Here is a 22064-nt window from a genome sequence, read left to right as displayed (position 1 = left end):
GGGCGCAGCGAGCGATGGCCAGCACGTCGTTGCCCCTGGCCGCTGCGGCCGCCGTGGCAACCATTCTCGCGGCTCCGGCCGGCGCGGTCCCCAGCGACCAGCCGACCACTCCCGCGACCCCGGCGCCTGCGCAGCCGGGCACCCAGCAGCCCTCGGAGGAGGCGCCGGAGACCGGCGGCCCCGAGCAGACGCAGCCGGAGACGCCGGAGAACGTGAAGCCGGGCGAGAACAAGCCCGGACAGACCAAGCCGACGCCGGCCCAGCCGGGCGTCACCAGCCCCGCGCCGGGTCAGCCGGGTCAGGCCACGCCTGCCACCCCGACCCCGAGCCAGCCGGGTGTCACCAGCCCGCGTGTCGCGCCGCTGCCGGTGCCGGGTCAGACCGGCCAGGGCAGCCAGGCGCAGCCGGCCGTCCAGCCGGAGCGCGCTGGCACCACCCCGGAGCAGGAGACCACTCCCGGCCAGCAGGGCACCACCCCGGGTCAGCCTGGCACCACGCCCGGTCAGCAGTCGCAGGGTCAGCCCGCGCAGCCGTCGCAGACCCAGCCGAGCGTGCCGTCCGATCAGGGCACGGGCACCGAGGGCGAGGGCTCCGACCAGCTCGTGCAGACGCCCACCTGGACGGCGCCGCACTTCACCGACGCTCCGGCCGCGCCGGTCGTCGAGATGGAGGGCCCGCACCAGGAGGTAGGTGTCTCCATCGACGGCGGCGGCGTGCTGCCCGGTGTGGTCAACACCCACCACTACAACAACGCCTCCGGCTACGTCGGCACCGTCGGCTACCGCACGCCGACCGGTTTCGGTGACGCGGGCGTCTCGGTCGAGTACGTCGGCGAGAACTCGGTGAAGGTCACCACCTACAACGGTGGCGACGGCCGGGCCGACAACACCACCGTGACCGTCCTCGACACCACCCAGGCCAACCTGGCCAAGGCGGCGGTCGAGAACTGGATCAAGGCGCAGCCGGGTGGCGCCGCCGCGATGGAAGCGGCCGCGAAGGCTACACTTCCGGTGCCGGGGGAGCTGCTTCAGACGGTGAACGTCGCAGGTGTCACCACCCAGTGGGGTGGCTCGCTCCAGTACTGACACGCAGTACGTCGTGTGGGGCGGTCGGATGGCGACCGCCCCACACGTGTGTCCTGGGGAAAGGATTGGATTTGGGCACCGACGGTGACGACAACGAGCGCGGCGACAAGCAACCCGCCGCCGGATTCGGTCCTCCCGTAGGCGATTTCGGGCCGCCTGTGGACGACGCGACCACCGGTTTCGGTGGCCCGCTCGCCGCGGCGCCGCCGCCCGCGCCGCCCGGGGGTCACCCGGAAATGGGCTGGCGCCCGGCCGCCGCGCCGTCGTCCGCGCCCGGCCCGTTCGGCGCGCCGATCGCCGGGCAGCCGCCGGTCCCGCCGCCGCCCGGTCCGCCGACCATGCCCCCGCGCCCGCCGGTCCAGCCCGCCGCGCCAACCTCCGTCTTCGGTGACGCCGTGGCCACCCCGCCGCAGTCCTCCTCGCCGTTCGGCGCCCCCGATCCGCGCATGAGCGCGCCGTCGGAGGACCAGACGGTCCGCTTTACCGGCGAGCTGCCGCGCCGGGAGGGTTCGCCGTTCGGCGACTCGGTCCCGGTCAACTCGGGCCGGGAGCACACCGAGGTGATCCGGCGCGAGCGGCCGACACCCCGCGCCCAGGCGCCCGCCGACACCCCCGCGCCCGAGACCGTGCGGGTGCCGGCGCCGGAGACGGTGCGCGCGCCGATCGCCGAGGAGCCCAGGTCCGACGACAAGGCCTGGTGGAACAGCCCTGACGAGGGCGGTGCCGTCCCGAAGCCGCCGTCGGAGCCCGGACTGTCCTGGGCCGACGACCCGATCGCCCGTCGCCTCGCGCCGAAGACCCCGGTGACGCCGGTCAGCGAGAAGCAGGACACCGACAAGCGCCGCCTGCGCTGGATCATCGGCGGCGCGGCGGCCGCGGTGCTGCTCGTCGTCGCCCTGATCCTGACGATCGCCCTGGTCAAGCGCGGTGGCGGCAGCGATCCCGGCGTGACCGCCGCCCCGATCCCGTCGATCGCCTCGCCCACCGAGTGCAAGGCGGTTTCCGAGGCGGCCGTCACCGTCGGCAACGGCCCCGGCGACACCTCGTCGGGCGCGAAGGCCATCCTGGGCTTCCAGTACGCCTTCTACGTCGACCGGTCCGGCGCGAAGGTGCGCGACTACGTGGCGCCCGACGCGGAGAACATCTCCACGGCGGAGACCATCCAGAAGGCGATCGACGAGCTCATCCCCGCCGGTTCCAAGCACTGCGTGAAGATGCGTGAGACCGCCACCGGCCGCTACGACGTGGAACTGCGCGAGTGGCATCCCGACGGTTCGGCGATCGTCTACAAACAGGAGATCGTCACCACCAACACCGACGGGAAATGGCAGGTCAAGTCGATCACGGCCCGATAGAGTCTCACTATCTGAGACCCTTATTTCACATTCTGGCGAACGGTATGTAATCGTGGGATGATTGCGGTTCCGTGGCGTTCCCGGGAGGTTTCCATGTTGTCGACAACTCCAGCATTGGCGAGCAAGCTCGCGAGCCTGCAGAGCTCGGCGATCAGGGACCTGCTCAAGCTCACCGCGCGCGCCGACATCATCAGCCTCGCGGGCGGGCTGCCCGACGCGGCGCTGATGCCCCGCGAGCGGATCGCCGTCGCCGCGCAGCATGCCCTGGCGGACGCGGCGGTGCTGCAGTACACCGAGTCGCCCGGCTGGCCCGCGCTGCGTGCGGTGATTGCGGCGCGGGAGTCCGCGCGGATCGGGCGTGCGGTGCCGCTGGAGGACGTGTTCATCACCCACGGGTCGCAGCAGGCGCTGTCGCTGCTCGCCGAGGTGCTGCTCGATCCCGGCGCGCTGGTGATCGTCGAGGACCCCGCGTATGTCGGTGCGCTGCAGGTGTTCCGGGCCGCGGGCGCGCGGATCGTCGCGGTGCCGCTGGACGGCGACGGCATGCGCGTCGACGCGCTGGAGGAGCTGCTCGCCGCGGGGGAGCGTCCCGCCGTCGTGCACACCGTCTCCAACTTCCACAACCCGGGCGGGGTCACCCTGGCGCCCGAACGCCGTCGCCGCCTCGCCGAACTCGCCGAGGCGCACGGCTTCTGGGTGATCGAGGACGACCCGTACGGCGAGCTCTGGTTCGACCGGCCCGCGCCCGACCCGGTCGCGAGCTACTCGCCCCAGGTGATCCGGCTCTCCAGCACGTCCAAGATCCTGGCGCCCGCCCTGCGGGTCGGCTGGATGGTCGCCCCCGACCACGTCTGTCGCGCCGTCGAACTGCTCAAGCAGGGCGCCGATCTCTGCGGCTCCGCGCTCACCCAGCAGATCGCCACCGAGCTGCTGACCGACACCGATTGGCTTGCCGCCCACGTCGATTCGGTCCGGGCCGCCTACGGCAGCCGGGCCCGCGCGCTGGTCTCGGCGGTCCGTGACACCTTCGGCGAGCGGGTGCGCAGCACCGACGCGACGGGCGGCATGTTCGTCTGGGTCGACTTCACCGACGGCACCGACACCACGGATCTGCTCCCCGCGGCCCTCGAGGCAGGCGCGGCCTACGTCCCCGGCGCGGCCTTCGCGGTCGCCGACGCCTACCGCTCGTCGATGCGGCTGTGCTTCACCACCTCGGACGAGGCGACCCTGGCCGAGGCCGTGGCCCGGCTGGGTCGCGCGCTCTGAGTCGTCAGACCCAGCCGTAGGTGCGTTCGACCGCCTTGTTCCACTCGGTGTAGCGCAGGATGCGCTCGTCGTCGGACATGGTGGGTGTCCAGGTGTGGTCGGCGGTCCAGTTGGCGCGCAGGTCGTCGAGGCCGGACCAGTAGCCGACGGCCAGCCCCGCCGCGTAGGCGGCGCCGAGGGCGGTGGTCTCGCGGACCACCGGGCGGACCACGGGGACGTCGAGGATGTCGGCCTGGAACTGCATGAGCAGGTCGTTGCCGGTCATGCCGCCGTCGACCTTGAGGGTGGTCAGTTCCAGATCGAGCTGCTGGGCGGCGGCGTCGGCGCGCATGGCGTCGACGACCTCGCGGGTCTGGAACGCGGTGGATTCCAGTGCGGCCCTGGCCAGATGGGCCTTGGTGACGAACCGGGTCAGGCCCGCGATGACGCCGCGGGCGTCGGGCCGCCAGCGCGGCGCGAACAGTCCGGAGAACGCCGGGACGAAATAGGCGCCGCCGTTGTCCTCCACGCTGCGGGCCAGCGGCTCCACCTCCTCGGCCGAGGCGATGATGCCGAGGTTGTCGCGCAACCACTGCACCAGCGAACCGGTGACGGCGATGGACCCCTCCAGCGCGTAGACGGCGGGCTGGTCGCCGAGCTGATAGCACGCGGTGGTGAGCAGCCCGTGCTTGCTGATCACCGGCGTGGTCCCGGTGTTGAGGAGCATGAAATTGCCGGTGCCGTAGGTGTTCTTGGCCTCGCCCGGCGACAGGCACGCCTGGCCGAAGGTCGCGGCCTGCTGATCGCCGAGAATGCCCGCCACCGGCGCGCCCGCGAACGGTCCGCGGGTGATCTCGGCGTAGACCTCCGAGGAACTGCGGATCGTCGGGAGCAGCGACATCGGGATGTCGAACTCGGCGCAGATCCGCGGATCCCATTGCAGCGTGCGCAGATCCATCAGCATGGTGCGCGAGGCGTTGGTGACGTCGGTGCGGTGCTCGCCAGTCAGGTTCCACAGCACCCAGCTGTCCATGGTGCCGAAACAGAGGTCACCGGCCTCGGCGCGGGCGCGCACGCCGGGGACGTTGTCGAGGATCCAGCGCAGCTTCGGGCCCGCGAAATAGGTCGACAGCGGCAGCCCGGTGCGCTCGGCGTAGCGCTGCGGGCCCTGATCGCCCGCGAGTTCGGCGCAGAGCTGATCGGTGCGGGTGTCCTGCCAGACGATGGCGTTGTACACCGGTTCGCCGGTGGCGCGATCCCAGACGACGGTGGTCTCGCGCTGATTGGTGATGCCGATGGCGGCCAGGTCGCCCGCCGAGCAGCCGGCGTGGCCCAACGCCGCGCCGAGGGCCCACTCGGTGTTGCGCCACACCTCCGCCGGCGCGTGCTCGACCCAGCCCGGTTTCGGGAAGATCTGGCGATGCTCCCGCTGCGCGGTCCCGACGATCCGGCCCTGCCGGTCGAAGACGATGCAGCGACTCGAGGTCGTGCCCTGATCGATGGCGGCCACATAGCGACGCATTGCTGCAGGCTACCGAACCCCGGACCGGCGCTGCGCCGGCTTCGTCGGATGACACCACCGCGCCGACGCTCGCTGGTTTTCCGCACCGAATTCGCTGCCACGCCCCGCCACGGTCGGCCCGCGCGCCGCGCAGGCACTACGTTGAGTTTGTACGCAGCGGCGCCGGGACCGTGGACGGCGTCGACCCACTGTCGGCTGATTCCGACCGAGCGCGGTCGGCGGCGAGGAGTCGAGCATGTCGCAGACACCGGAGTTTCCGTTCCTGCACCCGGGGGAGCTGGTCGCGGGCGGCCAACGGCTCGGGCCCGGTCAGCTCGGCCCCGACCAGCGGCGCGCCGCCTGGGAGCGGCTCGGCAAGGACCAGTTCGACGTGCTGGTCGTCGGCGGTGGCGTGGTCGGCGCCGGGATCGCGCTGGACGCGGCCACCCGTGGCCTGTCGGTCGCGCTGGTCGAGGCCCGCGACCTGGCCTCGGGGACCTCGAGCCGGTCGTCGAAGATGTTCCACGGTGGCCTGCGCTACCTCGAGCAGCTCGAGTTCGGGCTGGTCCGGGAGGCGCTGAAGGAACGCGAACTGGCGCTGTCGACGCTGGCGCCGCACCTGGTGAAGCCGCTGCGATTCCTGTACCCGCTGACCCACCGGGTGTGGGAGCGTCCGTACGTGGCCGCCGGTCTCACCCTCTACGACACCATGGGTGGCGCGAAATCTGTTCCGGGACAGCATCATCTGACCCGGCACGGCGCGATGCGGCTGGCGCCGGGATTACGCAGGGACGCGCTGATCGGCGGCGTCACCTACTACGACACCGTCGTCGACGACGCCCGCCACACCATGACCGTGGCCCGCACCGCCGCGCACTACGGCGCGGTCATCCGCACCTCCACCCAGGTCGTCGGCTTCCTGCGGGAGGCCGACCGGGTCGTCGGGGTGAAGCTGCGCGACACCGAGGACGGGCGCACCGGGGAGGCGCGCGCGAATGTGGTGATCAACGCGACCGGGGTGTGGACCGACGAGGTGCAGAGCCTGTCGCGGCAGCGTGGCCGGTTCCATGTGCGCGCGTCCAAGGGCGTGCACATCGTGGTGCCGCGCGACCGGATCGTCAGCGATGCCGCGATCATCCTGCGCACCACCAGCTCGGTGCTGTTCATCATCCCGTGGGGCGCGCACTGGATCATCGGCACGACCGACACCGACTGGAACCTCGACCTCGCCCACCCCGCCGCCACCAAGGCCGACATCGACTACCTGCTCGACCGGGTGAACGAGGTGCTGGTCACCCCGCTCACCCCCGCCGACATCGACGGCGTCTACGCGGGCCTGCGGCCGCTGCTGGCCGGGGAGAGCGACGAGACCTCCAAGCTCTCGCGCGAACACGCGGTGGCCCGCGTCGCGCCCGGCCTGGTGAGCATCGCCGGCGGCAAGTACACCACCTACCGGGTGATGGCCGCCGACGCGATGGACGAAGCGGCACAGGACATTCCGGCCCGGGTCTCGCCGTCGATCACCGAGAAGGTCGCGCTGATCGGCGCCGACGGCTACTTCGCCCTGGTGAACCAGACCGTGCAGCTGGCCGAGCACTACGGCGTGCACCCCTACCGGATGACCCACCTGCTCGACCGCTACGGCTCGGTGGTCGACGAGGTGCTGTCGCTGGCGGCGGGCAGACCCGAACTGCTGCAACCGATCACCGACGCCCCCGCCTACCTCCAGGTCGAGGCGGTGTACGCGGCCGCCGCCGAGGGCGCGCTACACCTCGACGACATCCTGGCCCGGCGCACCCGCATCTCGATCGAATACGCCGATCGCGGCGCGCACTGCGCCGAACAGGTCGCGCACCTGGTCGCGCCCGTGCTGGGCTGGGACGCCGACGAGATCGACCGCGAGGTGACCACGTACCAGGCGCGGGTGCGCGCCGAGATCGAATCGCAGACCCAGCCCGACGACATCTCCGCCGACGCGCTGCGGGCGGCGGCGCCGGAGCCACGGCCCCAGCTGCTGGAGCCGGTACCGCAGGACCAGTGAGCGGCCGCTAGACGGTCGCCCGCTGCAACGCGGCCAGTTCGACGGCGTTGTGCGCGCAGAACACCTCGACCTCGTCGCCGTGGCCGCGCAGCAGTTCGCGCAGCCGCTCCTGATTGTCGATCCGGGCAGGCCCGACGGTCTGCATCAGGCGTTCGAACAGCGCGGCGGCGGGTGGCTGGTGCGGGTGCTCGAGATCGAGCTGACCGGGGTGGAAGTAGGCGTCGCCGACGGCGAACTTCCAGCCCGCTCCGGTGTCGATCGCGACGCCGGCGTGGCCCCGGGTGTGCCCGGCCAGCGGGATGATCAGCAGTTCGGCTGGTAGGCCGCGCAATTGGCGCACCGCGCCGAAGCCGAACCACGGCTCGCCGAGCTCGTCGTAGCTCTGCCAGCGGGGCTGATGCGCGAATTGCGCCGCGCGATAACGGAACTTCTCGCGCGGTCCGTAGTGCCCTTCCAGCGCGCGCAGTTCCTCGTGGTAGACGTGCACGGTGGCCTGGGGGAATTCGGCGAGCCCGCCCGCGTGGTCGAGATCGAGGTGGGTGAGCACGATGTCGGTGACGTCCTCGCGGCGGTAACCGAGCGCCTCGATCCGGCGCGCGATGGTGCCCTCGAGCTCGAGCACGGGGCGGGTCATCCGGATGAAGCGGCGGCCCAGCCATTCGTCGGGACGCCGGACCGCGCCCTCGCCGATGCCGGTCTCGATCAGGACCAGCCGGTCGTCGAGTTCGACGAGGACGCAGTGGCAGACCATTTCGGCGCGGCGGGTGAGGCCGCCGACGCCGTCGAGCAGACGGCCGCCGAAGGGACGCATGGTGCCGCCGTCGAGGTGGTGCAGACGCATCAGGAGAGCTCCTGTTCGAGAGTGGCGCGCAGGTGGTCGGCCACCGCGCGCAGGGGGGTGAGGTCACGTCGGGTGCGGGCGAGCAGCAGCCCGCCCTCGAGCATGGCCAGCGCCACGGTGGACAGCTCGTCGGCGCGTTCGTCGGGAATTCCCTTGGCGCGCAGGAATTCGTCGATGGCGGTGCGCCAGGTGTCGAAACCGGTGACGCAGGCTTCGCGGATCGGTTCGCTGTCGCCGCCCGCGTCGAGGGCGATGGTGGCGATCGGGCAGCCGCGCTGGAAGTCCGAGTCGGTGAGCATCGCGCCGAGAGCGGCGAAGACGCCGTCGATATCGCCGGCCTCGAGCGCGGCGGTGAGCAGCGCGCGCAGGCTGTCGGCCGACTGGACGATGGCCTCGGCGGCGAGTTGTTCCTTGCCGCCGGGGAAGTGGAAGTAGAACGAGCCCTTGGGCGCGCCGCCCGCGCTGACCAGCTGGTTGACGCCGGTGGCGTGGTAGCCCTGGGTATGGAACAGGTCGGCGGCGGCGTCGAGGAAACGCTGCCGGGAGTCCGTGCGTGGGGTCACCGGCTCAGCGTAGCTCGAGTATGACGACCGGTCTAGTTAGTTGGTTCGGGTTGGCAGCGGGGACAGAAGTAGATGCCGCGTTCGCGCTGGGTGATGCGATCGGCGGGGTCGTCCTCGCCGAGCAGGCGCGAGACGATCGCGGTCCCGCAGCGTGGGCAGGGGCGGCGGGTGCGGCCGTAGGCCATCGGCCGCCACGGGGGCTGGTGCGCGGCCTTGCCGAGCACCCGATGTGCCTCGTCGACGAGGGCGGGCAGGTCGGCGATGTCACCGACCGGCGTCGCGGGGTGGACGCGGCGCAGGAAGCAGATCTCGCTGCGGTAGATGTTGCCGATGCCCGCCAGATTGCGCTGATCGAGCAGGGCCAGGCCGATGGGGCGGCGCGGGTACTCGTCGAGCCTGCGCAGGGCCTCGACGGCGTCCCAGTTCGGGCCGAGCAGGTCGGGACCGAGGTGATCGATCACCGTGTGTTCCTCGGCGCGGGGCAGCACCTGGACCTTGCCGAGGGCGAAGCCGACCGCCTCGACCTCGTCGTTGGCCAGCACAACGCGCGCGGTGACCCGCGGCTTCGTCCAGCGCTGGCCGCAGTGGAACACCCGCCACTCGCCCTCCATCTTCAGGTGGGTGTGGATGCTCACCCGATCGGTCCGGATGAACAGGTGCTTGCCGTAGCTGCCGACCTCGGTCACCAGATCGCCGACCAGGTCCACCGTCGCGTACCGGGGGACGCGGAAGTCGCTGCGGGTGAGGGTCTTCCCGGCCAGGGCGGTGCGCAGGCGCTCGGCCGTGCGGAAGACGGTGTCGCCCTCGGGCATTCGGCTACACCTGCCTGCGCAGCCGCAGACCGCGCGGGGTCATCGAGAAGCCGGACTCCACCAGGACGTCGGCGAAGGTGTTGCCGTGCACGGTCTCCCCGTTGATCTTGTCGATCACCAGGCCGTCGACCCGGCGGTCGTGCACCAGCCCGGCCAGCGCGGTCGCGGCCAGCCGGCGCAGCCCGGGGTCCTCGGTGAAGCTGAGCAGCGTCTTGCCGCCGCGCTCCACGTACAGCACCAGCTCGCCGCCGACCAGGACCACCAGGGCGCCCGCCTTGCGGCCGGGCCGGTGGCCGCCCTCGGCGTCGCCCTTCGGCCAGGGCAGCGCGGCGCCGTACGGGTTGGCCGGATCGCAGGCGGCCAGGGCCAGTGCGACGCCGGGCTGGGCGGCGGTGCGGTCGGTGTCGAAGGACCGCAGCCGGTCGACGGTGTCGGTGGTGGAGAACTGGGCGCCGCCGAGAGTGTCGACGAAATAGCCACGGCGGCACCGGCCCCGGTCCTCGAACTCGGTCAGGACCCGGTACATCAGCGCGAAACCGCCTGGCACGCCTTCGTTCTGGACCGAGCCGCGGGTCAGCACGCCGTAGCGCTCGATGAGCTGGTCGGCGGTGGCGTGGGCGCGCAGGGTGTTGTCCCGCACCCGTTCCGGCAGGATCGACCAGCGCCCGGCCAGGGTCGGCGGGCCGGAGCGGGTCGGCATCGACGGGCGCGGCAGGTAGGCGCGGCCGCGCGGGGCTCGGCGCGGGGTGCGGTGGGCGGTGGTGCTGCGGGCGGTGCCGGAGAGCAGGGCGCGCACGGGGGCGAAGGTGTCGCCGGAGACGTACCCGGCCCACACCAGTTGCCAGAGCGCGTCGCCGACGGCCTTGTCGTCGAGCAGGCCGGTGGCGTCGGCGAGCTGGCGGAAGAAGTACGCGCCGCCGCCGTGCAGGGTGGGCGGCAGGCGGGGGTTGTCCTGGCCCGCGGTCGCGGCGGCGGCCGAATCGTGGGCGGTGCTGCCGTTTCCGCGGGCCTTGCGGGCGGTGTCACCGTTGGTGGTGAGGGGAGCGGTGGCGCCGTTGGTCGGCGCGGCCTCGGATTCGGCAGGCCCGGACGCCGCCGGCGCGTCGAGGTCGACCGTGGGCGGTTGCGGGGTGCGCGGTGGCCATGGCTCCAGCTGTGCGCCGAGCGCGGCCAGGAGGCCGAGCTGGATGTCGGTGGGGTCGATATCGTCGGGCGGCGGCAGAGTGAAGGGGGCCTGGTCGGCCAGGTGCAGGGCGATCCAGCCGTCGCGGGCGGTGATCGCGCCGTGCCCGGACCAGATCACCTCACCGCTCGCCATCAGCTCGTCGAGCATGGCGGGGGAGTAGTCACGCACCCGCATCGGCAGGATCAGTGATTCCCACGCCGACGCCGGGATCGGCACGCCCGCCAGCTGTTCCACCACGGTGGCGACGCCGTCGATGCCGCGCAGCTCGCCGGAACCGACGTGCTGCCACGCGGGCAGGAAGCGGCCGAGCGCCGCGGTCGACACCGGCTCCACCTCGTGCCGGGCGGCGGCCAGCGACCGGCGGCGCAAGCGGCGCAGGACCTGGGCGTCGCACCATTCGGTGCCCGCCGTCGCGGGCGTGAATTCGCCTTCCACCACGCGCTTCTCGGCCAGCAGCCGATGCAGCGCGGTGGCGGCGACGGCCGCGCCGAGGCCGAACCGGGCAGCGACATCGGCGGTGCCGAACGGCGCGTGGGTGCGCGCGTAGCGGCCGACGAGGTCGCCGAGCGGGTCGGGGACCGGCTCGATGAACGCGGCGGGCACACCGATCGGCAGCGGCACACCCAGGGCGTCGCGCAGGCGCGCGGCATCCTCGATCGCCACCCACCAGGTGCGGCCCGCGAACGAAACCTCCAGTGCGCGATGGGCATCGCGCAGGTCGGTGAACCAGGCGGGCGCGTCGGAGTTGGCGAGCACGTCGGAGTCGGCGGGCGCGTCGGAGTCGGCGAGCACGTCGGACGGGTGCTCGGCGGTGTCGTCGTGGCCGCGCGCGTCCGCGATCGGCGATCGACGATCGGCCGTGTCGCTCTCGGCCGCGGCGGTGCCTGTGCCAGGGGAAGGACCGTCGGCTGCCGGATCGTGCGGGCCGCCGAGCGCGGCGTCGCGGTCCCGAGCTTCGGCGTCGGGCGCGGCGCCATCGCGTCGCACGCAGCGGGCGGCGGCTTCGGCGGGGGTGACGGGGCCGAGCAGGCGCAGCAGGTCGGCCAGGCCCTCGGCGTCGCGAGCCCAGCGTTCGGGGGTGAGGCGCTGGAGTTCGCGTTCGGTGAGGGCGATGACGGCGGGGTCGAGGAGTTCGCGCAGTTCCACGCGGCCGAGGAGTTCGGCGAGCAGGCTCGAGTCCAATGCCAGGGCGGCGGCGCGGCGTTCGGCCAGCGGGCTGTCACCGTCGTAGAGGAACTGGCCGATGTAGGAGAACAGCAGGGCGTTGGCGAACGGGGACGGGCTGGCCGTCTCGACATCGATCAGCCGCACCTCGCGGCGGGCGACCTTGGTGAGCAGATCGCGCAGGGACGGCAGGTCGTAGACGTCGCGCAGGCATTCGCGCACGGTTTCCAGCAGGATCGGGAAGTCCGGGAACTTGCGTGCCACATCCAGCAATTGGGCCGAGCGCTGACGCTGCTGCCACAGCGGTGCGCGCTTGCCCGGATCGCGGCGCGGCAGCAGCAGGGCCCTGGCCGCGCACTCGCGGAACCGGGAGGCGAACAGCGCCGAACCGCCGACCTGCTCGGTGACGATGTCGTCGATCTCGTCGGGTTCGAAGGCGAACAGCTCGGCGCCGGGCGGGTCGTCGGTGGTGTCGGGCAGGCGCACCACGATGCCGTCGTCGGACGCTGTCGGGGCCGCGTCGATGCCGAAGCGTTCCTGGAGCCGCGCGCCGACGGCCAGGGCCCACGGCGCGTGCACCGGGGTGCCGTAGGGGGAGTGCAGGACCAGGCGCCAGTCGCCGAGCTCGTCGCGGAAGCGCTCGACGACCAGGGTGCGGTCGGTGGGCAGCCGGCCGGTGGCGGCGCGCTGTTCCTCGAGCAGCCCGACCATGTTCGCGGTCGCGTTCTGGTCCAGGCCCGCGGTGCGGACCAGCTGTTCCAGCCGGGCCGCGGCGGTGTCCGGGAGCTCGGCGCCTTTCGCCCCACTGGACTTCTTCGCGCTCCCGTTCGGTGCTGGTACGCCGAGCGTCGTCGAATTGTCCTGTGACGCAATCGATCCGGGGCGAACGCCCATGTCCGCGACGATCCGGGACAGCTCGTCGGCCGACACCTGACCCGCCGTCCGCACGAATTCCCCCAGAGCGGTGCCCAATTCGGCCGGGCGGCCCAGGCTGTCGCCGTGCCAGAACGGCAGCCGGCCGGGGAGTCCGAAGGCGGGCGAGACCAGCACCCGGTCGAAGGTGATCTCCTCGATCCGCCAGCTGGTGGCGCCGAGCGCGAACACGTCGCCCACCCGCGACTCGTAGACCATCTCCTCGTCGAGTTCGCCCACCCGGGAAGCCTTCTCGCCCACCATGAACACCGCGAACATGCCGCGATCGGGGATGGCGCCGCCGGAGGTGACGGCGAGGCGTTGCGCGCCGGGGCGGCCGGTGAGGGTGCCCGCGTCGCGGTCCCAGACCACCCGGGGACGCAGTTCGGCGAACTCGTCGGACGGGTAGCGGCCGGCGAGCAGGTCGAGCACGGATTCGTAGGCCGAGCGGGGCAGGTTCGCGTAACTGCCGGTGCCGCGGACGATGTCGAACCAGCCGTCGACATCGATCGGTTCGAGCGCGCACGCCGCCACCGTCTGCTGGGCCAGGATGTCGAGGGGATGCGCGGGGATCTGCAGCAGTTCGATCTCGCCCGCGAGCATGCGCTGGGCGGCGACGGTGCAGTGGATGACATCGGTGCGGTGCTTCGGGAACAGCACGCCGCGCGAGACCTCACCGACCTGGTGCCCGGCCCGGCCCACCCGCTGCAACCCGCTGGCCACCGAGGGCGGCGCCTCCACCTGCACCACCAGGTCGACCGCGCCCATATCGATGCCCAGTTCGAGGCTGCTGGTGGCGACCACACAGCGCAGGCGCCCGCTCTTGAGGTCGTCCTCGATGATCGCGCGCTGTTCCTTGCTGACCGAGCCGTGGTGGGCCCTGGCCAGCAGCTGCTCGGCACCATGTATGACCTCGGTGGACGGGCCCAGCTGGGCGGGCGGCGCGTGCTCGGTGTCCACCGGCTCGCCCAGCCGCGCCGCGTAGGCCTCGTTGAGCCGCGCGGTCAGCCGTTCGGCGAGCCTGCGCGAGTTCGCGAACACGATCGAGGACCGATGTTCGAGCACCAGGTCGACGATGGCCTCGTCGACATGCGGCCAGATCGACCCCGGCTGCTCGGAATCGCCGGGATCGGTCATATCGGCCACCGGGACCCGCACCGAGAGGTCGAAGGTCTTCGGCGCGGGCGGGCGCACGATGGTGATCGGCGCCGCGCCCACCAGGAACCGGCCGACCTCCTCGGGCGGGCGCACCGTCGCCGACAGGCCGATCCGCTGCGCGGGCCGGTCGGTGAGCTGATCCAGCCGGGCCAGCGACAACGCCAGGTGCGCGCCGCGCTTGGTGCCCGCGATGGCGTGCACCTCGTCGACGATCACCGTGCCGACCTGGGCCAGGCTCTCCCTGGCCGCCGAGGTGAGCAGCAGGAACAGCGACTCCGGCGTGGTGATGAGGATGTCCGGCGGCGTCCGCTGCATCGCGCGCCGCTGCGCGGGGGTGGTGTCGCCGGAGCGCACCCCCACCGAGATCGCCGGCGGGTCCAGTCCCAGCCGCTTCGCCGTCTGCGTGACCCCCACCAGCGGCGCCCTGAGGTTGCGCTCGACGTCCACCGCCAGCGCCTTGAGCGGCGAGACATAGAGCACCGACGTCCCGCGCTGCGTCCCCGGCTCCGGCGCGGGCCGGGTGGCCAGCTGATCGATGGCCCACAGGAACGCCGAGAGCGTCTTGCCCGACCCGGTGGGCGCGACGACCAGCGTGTGCTCCCCGTCCGCGATCGCCTGCCACGCCCCGAGCTGGGCCGACGTCGGCCCGGCGAAGGCCCCGTCGAACCACTGCGCGGTAGCGGGCGAGAACCGATCCATAGCGTTCAGTGTGCACCGGCCCACCGACAACCCCCGTCGACGCGCGGCCCGCGCCCCCACCACACCGAGCCCGGTGGCGGGCTGGTGGCAGCGTGAATGTGACGAACGCTACTCTGGGCTCTCGTGCAAACGGTGCTCAGAGTCGACCTCGTCGGCCACAGCCTGACCGAGGCGGTACGTAAGGCGCGATTCCCTGTCGACGAACCACTGGACGAGTCGGGGCGAGACGCGCTGCGCGCGTATTCGGTGCCCGACGGCGCGCAGGTGCGGACCGGGCCGGAACGCCGGGCCCGGGAGACCGCCGAGGCGCTGGGCGTGGTCGGCGAGCTGGATCCGCGATTACGGGATCTCGACGCGGGGTCGTGGCGCGGGACCGAGATGAGCGGGCTGGCACAGGATCAGCTGTTCGCCTGGCTCACCGACCCCGAATTCCGGGGACACGGTGGCGAATCGGTGACCGATCTGGTGGAGCGGGCACGGTTCTGGCTGGCCGAGATCGCCTCGGCGGGCCGTGACACGGTGGCGGTGACCCATCCGGCGGTGGTCAGGGCGGTGCTGCTGGTGGTGCTCGACGCGCCGCCGAAGTCGTTCTGGCGCATGGATGTTCCGCCCGCCAGCGTCACCCGGCTGCACTATCGCGGCAACTGGACCCTGCGCCTGGGCGGTTCGTAGAAACGGCGAAAGCCCCGGAGCCGAAACTCCGGGGCTTTCGTCTAGTAGCGGGAACAGGATTTGAACCTGCGACCTCTGGGTTATGAGCCCAGCGAGCTACCGAGCTGCTCCATCCCGCGTCGTAAACACCACCTTACACGGCGCGGCGTGGATGACGAAATCGGTTTCTGATCAGCCGAAATGTATCCCCTGGGCCAGTGGCAGCTCGGCCGAGTAGTTGATGGTGTTGGTGGCCCTGCGCATGTAGGCCTTCCACGAGTCGGAGCCGGATTCGCGGCCGCCACCGGTCTGCTTCTCGCCGCCGAACGCGCCACCGATCTCCGCGCCCGAGGTGCCGATGTTGACATTGGCTATGCCGCAGTCCGACCCGGCAAGGAAGCGCTCGGCCTCGCGCTGGTCGAGGGTGAAGATCGACGAGGAAAGGCCCTGCGGCACACCGTTGTTGAGGGCGATCGCGTCGTCGATGTCGTCGTAGACGAGGACGTAGAGAATCGGCGCGAAGGTCTCCTCGCGCACCAGCTCGGTCTGCGCGGGCATGCGCACGATCGCGGGGCGCACGTAGTAGGCGTCCGGCCCGACCAGCTCGACCCGCGCACCGCCGCAGACGATCTCGCCACCGGTGTCCTCGGCCTGCAACAGCGCCTTCTGCATCGAGATGAACGCGCGCTCGTTGATCAGCGGGCCGACCAGCACGCCGTCGTCGAGCGGATTGCCGACGCGCAGCTGGGCGTACGCTGCGGTGAGCCGGTCGACCAGCTGATCGACGATGGACCGGTGCGCGATCACCCGGCGCAGGGTGGTGCACCGCTGACCCGCAGTGCCCGCCGCCGAGAAGACGATTCCGCGCACCGCCAGTTCCAGATCCGCGCTCGGCGCGACGATCGCGGCATTGTTGCCGCCCAGTTCCAGCAGGCAGCGGCCGAATCTGGCGGCCACGCGCGGGGCGACGGTGGCGCCCATCCGCACCGAGCCGGTGGCGCTGAGCAGCGCGACCCGCGGGTCGTCGACCAGGGCCTCGCCGACCGCCGCGTCGCCCTGGATCAGCTGGTGCACTTCGGGATCGGCGCCGACGTCGACGGCGGCGCGGCGCAGCAGGGTGTGGCAGGCCAGCGCCGTGAGCGGGGTGGTCTCCGAGGGCTTCCACACCACGGTGTCGCCGCAGACCAGCGCGATCGCGGTGTTCCACGCCCACACCGCGACCGGGAAGTTGAACGCCGAGATCACACCGACGACACCGAGCGGGTGCCAGGTCTCCATCAGCCGGTGGCCCGGCCGCTCCGAGGGCATGGTGGCGCCGTAGAGCTGGCGGGAGAGCCCGATCGCGAACTCGCAGACGTCGATCATCTCCTGCACTTCGCCCAGCGCCTCCGGCCCGATCTTGCCCGCCTCCAGGGTGACCAGTTCGGCCAGCTCGCCCTGGTGGGCGACCAGCAGCTGGGCCAGCCTGCGCACCAGCGCCGCCCGCGCCGGCGCGGGCACCGTGCGCCAGTTCAGGAACGCGGTGGCCGCCCGTTCGATCGCGGCGTCGACGCCGTCGGTGGTGTCGGCGGTGAGCTGCGGCAGGGCGCCGCCGGAGATGGGGGTGCGGGCGCGCAGGTCACCGGACTCGGGTAAGTCGGCGCCGAGTCCGTGCAGCAGCGCCCTGGCCCGCAGTGCCAGCTGCTCGGAGAAGTGCTCGGTCACGGTGTCGGTCATCGCTGCTCACCTTCTGCTGTTTGGTAGGGCTCACGGAAAAGTTCGGTGGAATTCGGTGGGGGAACAGAAAGAAGTTTTCCGCGCGCAACCCCCGTGCTGCGTTAGCCTTCGCTGATGGCGGATACACCGGCTAGACCCCAGCTCGACGACATCGACCGACTATTGATCAAAGAACTGATGAGCGATGGTCGCGCCACGTTGTCGAACCTGGCGGAGAAGGCCAGCCTCTCGGTCTCGGCAGTGCAGTCTCGGGTGCGCAGGCTCGAAGCGCGCGGAGTGATCCGCGGGTACGCGGCGCACGTCGATCCCGAAGCGCTCGGGCACCTGCTGTCGGCGTTCGTCGCGATCACTCCTCTCGACCCGTCCCAGCCCGATGACGCGCCCGCATTGTTGCAGCACATCCCCGGCATCGAGGCGTGCCACTCGGTGGCGGGCGAGGAGAGCTACGTCCTGCTGGTCCGGGTGGCCTCCCCGCGGCACCTGGAACAGCTGCTGCAGGAGATCAGGGCCACCGCGAATGTGCGGACGCGCAGCACCATCATCCTGCAGACATTCTACGACAGGTAACGATTCCTCGTAATTGTTCCGCGATTCCGTAGAGGTTCCGTAAATATTTGCGTACCCTCGGTTTTGTGACCATCGAACTGGAGCGCCCCGGCGCGGCGGTCACCCCCGCCAACCGGGTCCACGAAATCCTGTCCTCGCACATCCTCGCGGACGGCTTCGACCTTGTGCTCGACCTGCACAAGTCGCACGGCCGGACACTGATCGACGAACGAGACGGCACCGCCTACCTCGACATGTTCGGCTTCTTCGCCTCCAACGCGCTCGGGATGAACCATCCCGCGCTCGCGGCGGACGAACGCTTCCGTGTCGAGCTGGCCACCGCCGCGCTGAACAAACCGAGCAACTCCGACATGTACACCGTGGAGATGGCCCGCTTCGTCGAGGCCTTCGTCCGCGTCGTCGGTGACCCCCGCCTGCCGCATCTGTTCTTCGTCGACGGTGGCGCGCTGGCGGTGGAGAACGCGCTCAAGGTCGCGTTCGACTGGAAGAGCAGGCACAACGAGTCGCACGGCCGGTCACCGGAACTCGGCACCAAGGTGCTGCACCTGACCGGCGCCTTCCACGGCCGCAGCGGCTACACGATGTCGCTGACCAACACCGACCCGGTCAAGACCGCGCGGTTCCCGAAGTTCGACTGGCCACGCATCGACACACCGCACACCTTCGCCGGCCCGGACATCGCCGCGCTGGAGGCCACCGCCATCGCGCAGGCCGCCCAGGCCTTCGCCGACCATCCGCACGACATCGCCTGCTTCATCGCCGAGCCCATCCAGGGCGAGGGTGGCGACCGGCACCTGCGGCCGCAGTTCCTCGGCGCCATGCAGCGCCTGTGCCACGACAACGACGCGCTGTTCGTCCTCGACGAGGTGCAGACCGGGGTCGGGATGACCGGAACCACCTGGGCCTACCAGCAATTGGGGGTCGAGCCCGATGTCGTCGCCTTCGGCAAGAAGACCCAGGTGTGCGGCATCATGGCGGGCGGTCGCGTCGACGAGGTGCCCGACAACGTCTTCCGGGTGAGCTCGCGGCTGAACTCCACCTGGGGCGGCAACCTCACCGACATGGTGCGCACCCGGCGCATTCTCGAAGTGCTGGAACGGGATCGGCTGATCGCGAAGTCGGTGCCGCTGGGCGCCTATCTGCTCGACCAGCTCGGTCAGCTCGCCGCCGCGCACCCGGACAAGGTGAGCGAACCGCGCGGGCGCGGCCTGATGTGCGCGATCACGCTGGCCACCCCGGACCTGCGGGACCGGGTGGTGACGGCGCTGCGCGAACGTCAGCACGTGCTGCTGCTCGGCACCGGGACCAGCGGCATCCGGTTCCGGCCGCCGCTGACGGTCACCGAGGAAGAACTGGAGCGGGCCGTCGACGCGCTGGACGCGGTGCTGACGCGAGAGCGGCTGTAGCGCAACGGGTGCCGCCCATGGCCGGTTCACCGCGTGTCGATCGACGACGCACCGAGGCTGTGGGCGGCACGCTGTCCGAATTGCTAGATTTTCGCTGGGCTTGCTTCTAGGCTTCCCTTCCATGTCATTCGGGCTTCATCCCGGCGTGGAACGGTGCAGCGCGTGAACCGCCGAACCGAGCGAATCGGACAAATTGCTGCCGCCTTGCTGCTCGCCGTGACCGCGGGCTGTTCCAACAGCGAGGCCGTGACGGTCGAGACGCCCGTCGCGCCGCCCACCTCGACCACCACGCCGACCGCGATGCCGCCGCACATGACCGACCTGCTGCCCGGCATGCCGCCGCCGCTGTCCCCGGTCGACATCTACGCCGCCAACCGGGAACTGAGCCCGGCGGTCGCCGATCATCGGCCGCTGGTCTACGTGCCCAACAGCAAGTCCAACACCGTGACGGTGATCGACCAGAACACCTTCCAGGTGCTCGACACGTTCTCCTCCGGCGGCGCCGAGCCGCAGCACGTGGTGCCGTCGTACGACATGCAGACGCTCTACGCCACCAACGATCTGCCGATCGGCGGCGGCAGCCTGCTGCCGATCGACCCGCGCACCGGAGCGCCCGCGGGTCCGGCGTTCCCGGTTCGCGATCCCTACAACATGTATTACACGCCCGACGGGCAGTTCGCCCTCGTCGTCGCGGAGGCGGACAAGTCGCTGGACTTCTACGACCCGGTGACCTGGCAGAAGCTGCACGCGCTCGCGGTGCCCGAGTGCGCGGGCGTCGACCACATGGACTTCACCGCCGACGGCCGCTTCGCCGTGGCCAGCTGCGAATTCATCGGGCGGATGGCGGTCTTCGACGTCGCGCAACGCACCCTGATCAAGATGATCGACCTGCCCGGCGGACGCGGCGGCATGCCGCAGGACGTGAAGCTCTCGCCCGACGGGCACGTCTTCTTCGTGGCCGACATGATGGCCGACGGCATCTACACGATCGACGCGCACACCTTCGAGAACACCGGCTTCATCCCCACCGGCAAAGGGACACACGGGCTCTACATCACCCGCGACTCCCGGCAGATGCTGATCACCAACCGGCACGAGGGCAGCATCTCGGTGTGGGACTTCGCCGCCAACGGGCTGGTGCACAAGTGGTTCATCCCCGGCGGCGGCAGCCCCGACATGGGCAACATCTCCGCCGACGGGCGGGTGTTCTGGGTGTCGGGGCGGCACAACAACGAGGTGTACGCGGTCGACATCGCGAACTGGACGCTGTTGGCGCGCATCCCCGTCGACCACGGGCCGCACGGGTTGACGGTGTGGCCGCAGCCGGGGCGCTACTCCACCGGGCACACGGGGGTGATGCGGTAGCGCGCGTCAGGCGGGGACGGCGGTCAGGCCAAGCGCGCCCGCGACGAACCGGTGGACCGAGGCCAGGCCCGCCGCCAGCGCCTCGTCCTCGCCGGGGCGGGCCCAGCCGGTGACGGTGGCGGTGTCGCCGGGACCGGGCGTCACGCCGATCTCGGCGACCAGCTCGGCGGTCGTCGGGACGCAGACGGCCCAGGAGAAGTGGGTTTCGTCGGCCCACTGCGCGGAACGGGTGGCCACGTAGCCGGGATCGGTGATGCCACCGACGGCCAGGGCGGGGCGGTCGTCGATGCGCTCGTCGGCCCGCAGGGCGCGCAGGTACCAGGCGCCCGCGTTGATCTCGATCGGTTCCACTCCGGCAGCGTACTGCGACGGCTACCGGTAGTAGGGCGTGGCCTGCACCCAGTGGAATCCGCGTGCGACGGCCGGGAACCGGTCCAGGTCGACCTGGTCCAGCCGCATCCGGACCGGACGACCGCCGAGCGTGCCCTCCAGGATCAGCCGACCGGGTTCTGTGTGCACGTAACCGAACGTCGCGAGCTTCCACTGGTGCGCGGTGTCGCGCGACAGCGTGATGGTCTGCTGATCGGTGTCGATCCGGGCGGGAAAGGAGACGATCGAATCGTCGAGCCGCTGCGCGGTCATGCCCTGCGGGATATCGAAGATGATGCGGCGGAAGCGTTCGGTGGCGCCGGGTGGCTTGCCCTCGGTGGGTGCGCGGAAGTCGACGAGCGCCGGGACCTGCTCGCCCGCTATCGAGTACTCGGTGACGTCCCAGATGCCGTAGAGCGGGGACTTCGGGCGGGCACTGCCGTAGGTGTGCCAGCCGTCGTAGGCCTCGACGGTCGTGGCGACCAGCAGCCACAACCCCAGCAGCACCTGGGCTCCCACCAGGATCCGGTTGCCGCGCGGTGTGGTCCGCGCGGGGACGTCGTGTCCGAGCAGAGCCCGCACGATCCGGACGATCTCGGGGGCGGCCAGCACCAGCGCGTACAGCAGGATCTGCAGGGCGAACAGCTTCACCGGCACGTCGAAGGTGAGGTTCACCAGCACCACCTGCAGGGCGACGAGCACCGCGAGCACGGACCCGAGGCCCGCGGTCAGCGGCACGATCAGCAGCAGACCGGCGGTGACCTCGGCGGCGCCGAGCGCGATTTCGTAGGGTTCGGACAGCGCGGACTGCGCCCACAGCACCGCCATCGGGCTCATGTGCCCGTACGGTTCGACCAGCCGCTCCAGATTGAACGACATCTGGGTCGGCAGAATCTTGATCATCCCGTACAGCAGCAGCGCGCTGACCAGGGCGAAGCGCAGCAGGAGCCGGAACAGGACGACCAGGCGCACGTAGTGCGTGCGGCGGCGGTCGAGCACCGACCAGACGCCGGTGACCGGCACCGCGACCAGGATCACGGTGAACGCGGCCAGCCATTTGGCGGCGGTGTCGCCGCTACCGGTGACGGTGTAGTCGACCCGGATGTCGAACAGGGTCGTGCCGAGCCACTCGGTGAGCGGGTACAGCGTCGTCCACTTGTCGATCGCGGTCACGGTCCCCAGTGACAGGCCCAGCGTGCGCAGCAGGGCGTGCAGCAGCCACGTCCCCGCCATCCCGAGGCCGACGGACACGAATCCGAACCGGAACAGGATGCGGGTGGCCGGGTGCCATCGCGTCGTTTCCGGCGCGGGGCCGGGACCGGCGACCTCGGACTCCGGTCGAGTCAACACCTCTGTACGCACCCATCACTCCTCCGTCGGCCGTCGTGCCGGTGAAACGCTAGGGGAGCGTGGGGAACTGGGGAATCC

Annotated in this window: 16 protein-coding genes and 1 tRNA gene; 8 read left to right on the top strand and 9 right to left on the bottom strand. The window is 71.2% G+C overall.

The genetic code is table 11. From position 1 onward, the window contains the following. The first annotated feature begins 14 nt into the window (after positions 1 to 14). The 3 genes from AB0H54_RS29170 (at position 15) to AB0H54_RS29160 (ending at position 3706) form a co-directional block, all read left to right on the top strand. A complete protein-coding gene (locus tag AB0H54_RS29170) occupies positions 15 to 1085 on the top strand; it encodes a hypothetical protein (protein WP_357349645.1) in 1071 nt (356 codons plus the stop codon). A 71-nt stretch (positions 1086 to 1156) separates the two neighbouring features. Next, positions 1157 to 2440: a hypothetical protein gene (locus tag AB0H54_RS29165; RefSeq protein WP_357349643.1), complete on the top strand. Its 1284-nt coding sequence runs from the start codon at positions 1157 to 1159 to the stop codon at positions 2438 to 2440. Positions 2441 to 2533: 93 nt separating this feature from the next. Beyond that, positions 2534 to 3706 (top strand): PLP-dependent aminotransferase family protein, encoded by a 1173-nt coding sequence (locus AB0H54_RS29160; protein ID WP_357349642.1) that lies wholly within the window; start codon positions 2534 to 2536, stop codon positions 3704 to 3706. 4 nt (positions 3707 to 3710) lie between these two features. Here AB0H54_RS29160 and glpK read toward each other — a convergent pair whose 3' ends face one another. Continuing rightward, positions 3711 to 5207 carry a glycerol kinase GlpK gene (gene glpK, locus AB0H54_RS29155; protein ID WP_357349640.1) on the bottom strand — a complete coding sequence of 499 codons (1497 nt, stop codon included), beginning with the start codon at positions 5205 to 5207 and terminating at the stop codon, positions 3711 to 3713. Positions 5208 to 5442: 235 nt separating this feature from the next. Between glpK and glpD the strand changes: the two genes are divergently transcribed. After that, complete coding sequence (gene glpD / locus AB0H54_RS29150) at positions 5443 to 7227, top strand: glycerol-3-phosphate dehydrogenase (protein ID WP_357349638.1); 1785 nt, start codon at positions 5443 to 5445, stop codon at positions 7225 to 7227. Positions 7228 to 7234: 7 nt separating this feature from the next. Here the strand turns inward: glpD and AB0H54_RS29145 are convergent, their stop codons facing one another. From AB0H54_RS29145 to AB0H54_RS29130, 4 genes are read right to left on the bottom strand one after another with little or no spacing between them, the layout of a single operon-like run. Continuing rightward, complete coding sequence (locus AB0H54_RS29145) at positions 7235 to 8068, bottom strand: MBL fold metallo-hydrolase (protein ID WP_357349637.1); 834 nt, start codon at positions 8066 to 8068, stop codon at positions 7235 to 7237. Then, positions 8068 to 8631 (bottom strand): TetR/AcrR family transcriptional regulator, encoded by a 564-nt coding sequence (locus AB0H54_RS29140; protein WP_357349635.1) that lies wholly within the window; start codon positions 8629 to 8631, stop codon positions 8068 to 8070. Before AB0H54_RS29140 ends, AB0H54_RS29145 begins: the two co-directional genes overlap by 1 nt. A 32-nt stretch (positions 8632 to 8663) precedes the next feature. Further along, entirely contained in the window at positions 8664 to 9443 is a 780-nt protein-coding gene (locus AB0H54_RS29135) for a DNA-formamidopyrimidine glycosylase family protein (protein WP_357349633.1), read from the bottom strand. Positions 9444 to 9447: 4 nt separating this feature from the next. Next, positions 9448 to 14562 (bottom strand): DEAD/DEAH box helicase, encoded by a 5115-nt coding sequence (locus tag AB0H54_RS29130; RefSeq protein WP_357349631.1) that lies wholly within the window; start codon positions 14560 to 14562, stop codon positions 9448 to 9450. Between the two features lie 123 nt (positions 14563 to 14685). Here AB0H54_RS29130 and AB0H54_RS29125 point away from each other — a divergent pair, with 123 nt between their 5' ends. After that, the gene (locus AB0H54_RS29125) at positions 14686 to 15234 is read left to right on the top strand and encodes a histidine phosphatase family protein (RefSeq protein ID WP_357349629.1); all 549 of its coding nucleotides are present in this window, start codon (positions 14686 to 14688) and stop codon (positions 15232 to 15234) included. Between the two features lie 45 nt (positions 15235 to 15279). Here the strand turns inward: AB0H54_RS29125 and AB0H54_RS29120 are convergent. Both AB0H54_RS29120 and AB0H54_RS29115 read right to left on the bottom strand, forming a co-directional pair. Beyond that, positions 15280 to 15353 (bottom strand) — tRNA-Met (locus tag AB0H54_RS29120). Positions 15354 to 15405: 52 nt separating this feature from the next. Next, positions 15406 to 16929, bottom strand: coding sequence for an aldehyde dehydrogenase family protein (locus AB0H54_RS29115; RefSeq protein ID WP_357349627.1), 1524 nt, complete (start codon positions 16927 to 16929; stop codon positions 15406 to 15408). 114 nt (positions 16930 to 17043) lie between these two features. Here AB0H54_RS29115 and AB0H54_RS29110 point away from each other — a divergent pair, with 114 nt between their 5' ends. The 3 genes from AB0H54_RS29110 to AB0H54_RS29100 all read left to right on the top strand — a co-directional run bounded on the left by AB0H54_RS29110 (position 17044) and on the right by AB0H54_RS29100 (position 20267). Further along, positions 17044 to 17496, top strand: coding sequence for an Lrp/AsnC family transcriptional regulator (locus AB0H54_RS29110; protein WP_071926582.1), 453 nt, complete (start codon positions 17044 to 17046; stop codon positions 17494 to 17496). Between the two features lie 65 nt (positions 17497 to 17561). Then, entirely contained in the window at positions 17562 to 18902 is a 1341-nt protein-coding gene (gene lat, locus AB0H54_RS29105) for an L-lysine 6-transaminase (protein WP_357349625.1), read from the top strand. Positions 18903 to 19064: 162 nt separating this feature from the next. Further along, complete coding sequence (locus AB0H54_RS29100; protein WP_357349623.1) at positions 19065 to 20267, top strand: YncE family protein; 1203 nt, start codon at positions 19065 to 19067, stop codon at positions 20265 to 20267. A gap of 6 nt (positions 20268 to 20273) precedes the next feature. Here the strand turns inward: AB0H54_RS29100 and AB0H54_RS29095 are convergent, their stop codons facing one another. Together AB0H54_RS29095 and AB0H54_RS29090 are read right to left on the bottom strand one after the other, a co-directional pair. Continuing rightward, on the bottom strand, positions 20274 to 20618 hold the full coding sequence (locus tag AB0H54_RS29095; protein WP_357349621.1) for a hypothetical protein: 345 nt from the start codon (positions 20616 to 20618) through the stop codon (positions 20274 to 20276). Positions 20619 to 20639: 21 nt separating this feature from the next. Continuing rightward, the gene (locus AB0H54_RS29090; protein ID WP_357349619.1) at positions 20640 to 21998 is read right to left on the bottom strand and encodes a hypothetical protein; all 1359 of its coding nucleotides are present in this window, start codon (positions 21996 to 21998) and stop codon (positions 20640 to 20642) included. Between the last annotated feature and the right edge of the window lie 66 nt (positions 21999 to 22064).

Source organism: Nocardia sp. NPDC050718, assembly GCF_040654235.1.
GTDB lineage: Bacteria > Actinomycetota > Actinomycetes > Mycobacteriales > Mycobacteriaceae > Nocardia.
Note: the sequence above shows the minus strand (reverse complement) of the source record. Positions and strands in the feature narration are given on the sequence as shown.

Coding starts and splice junctions, on each gene's coding strand:
- AB0H54_RS29170 (WP_357349645.1), top strand. CDS start 15: ATGGCCAGCACGTCGTTGCCCCTGGCCGCTGCGGCCGCCGTGGCAACC.
- AB0H54_RS29160 (WP_357349642.1), top strand. CDS start 2,534: ATGTTGTCGACAACTCCAGCATTGGCGAGCAAGCTCGCGAGCCTGCAG.
- glpK (WP_357349640.1), bottom strand. CDS start 5,207: ATGCGTCGCTATGTGGCCGCCATCGATCAGGGCACGACCTCGAGTCGC.
- glpD (WP_357349638.1), top strand. CDS start 5,443: ATGTCGCAGACACCGGAGTTTCCGTTCCTGCACCCGGGGGAGCTGGTC.
- AB0H54_RS29145 (WP_357349637.1), bottom strand. CDS start 8,068: ATGCGTCTGCACCACCTCGACGGCGGCACCATGCGTCCCTTCGGCGGC.
- AB0H54_RS29135 (WP_357349633.1), bottom strand. CDS start 9,443: ATGCCCGAGGGCGACACCGTCTTCCGCACGGCCGAGCGCCTGCGCACC.
- AB0H54_RS29130 (WP_357349631.1), bottom strand. CDS start 14,562: ATGGATCGGTTCTCGCCCGCTACCGCGCAGTGGTTCGACGGGGCCTTC.
- AB0H54_RS29115 (WP_357349627.1), bottom strand. CDS start 16,929: ATGACCGACACCGTGACCGAGCACTTCTCCGAGCAGCTGGCACTGCGG.
- AB0H54_RS29110 (WP_071926582.1), top strand. CDS start 17,044: ATGGCGGATACACCGGCTAGACCCCAGCTCGACGACATCGACCGACTA.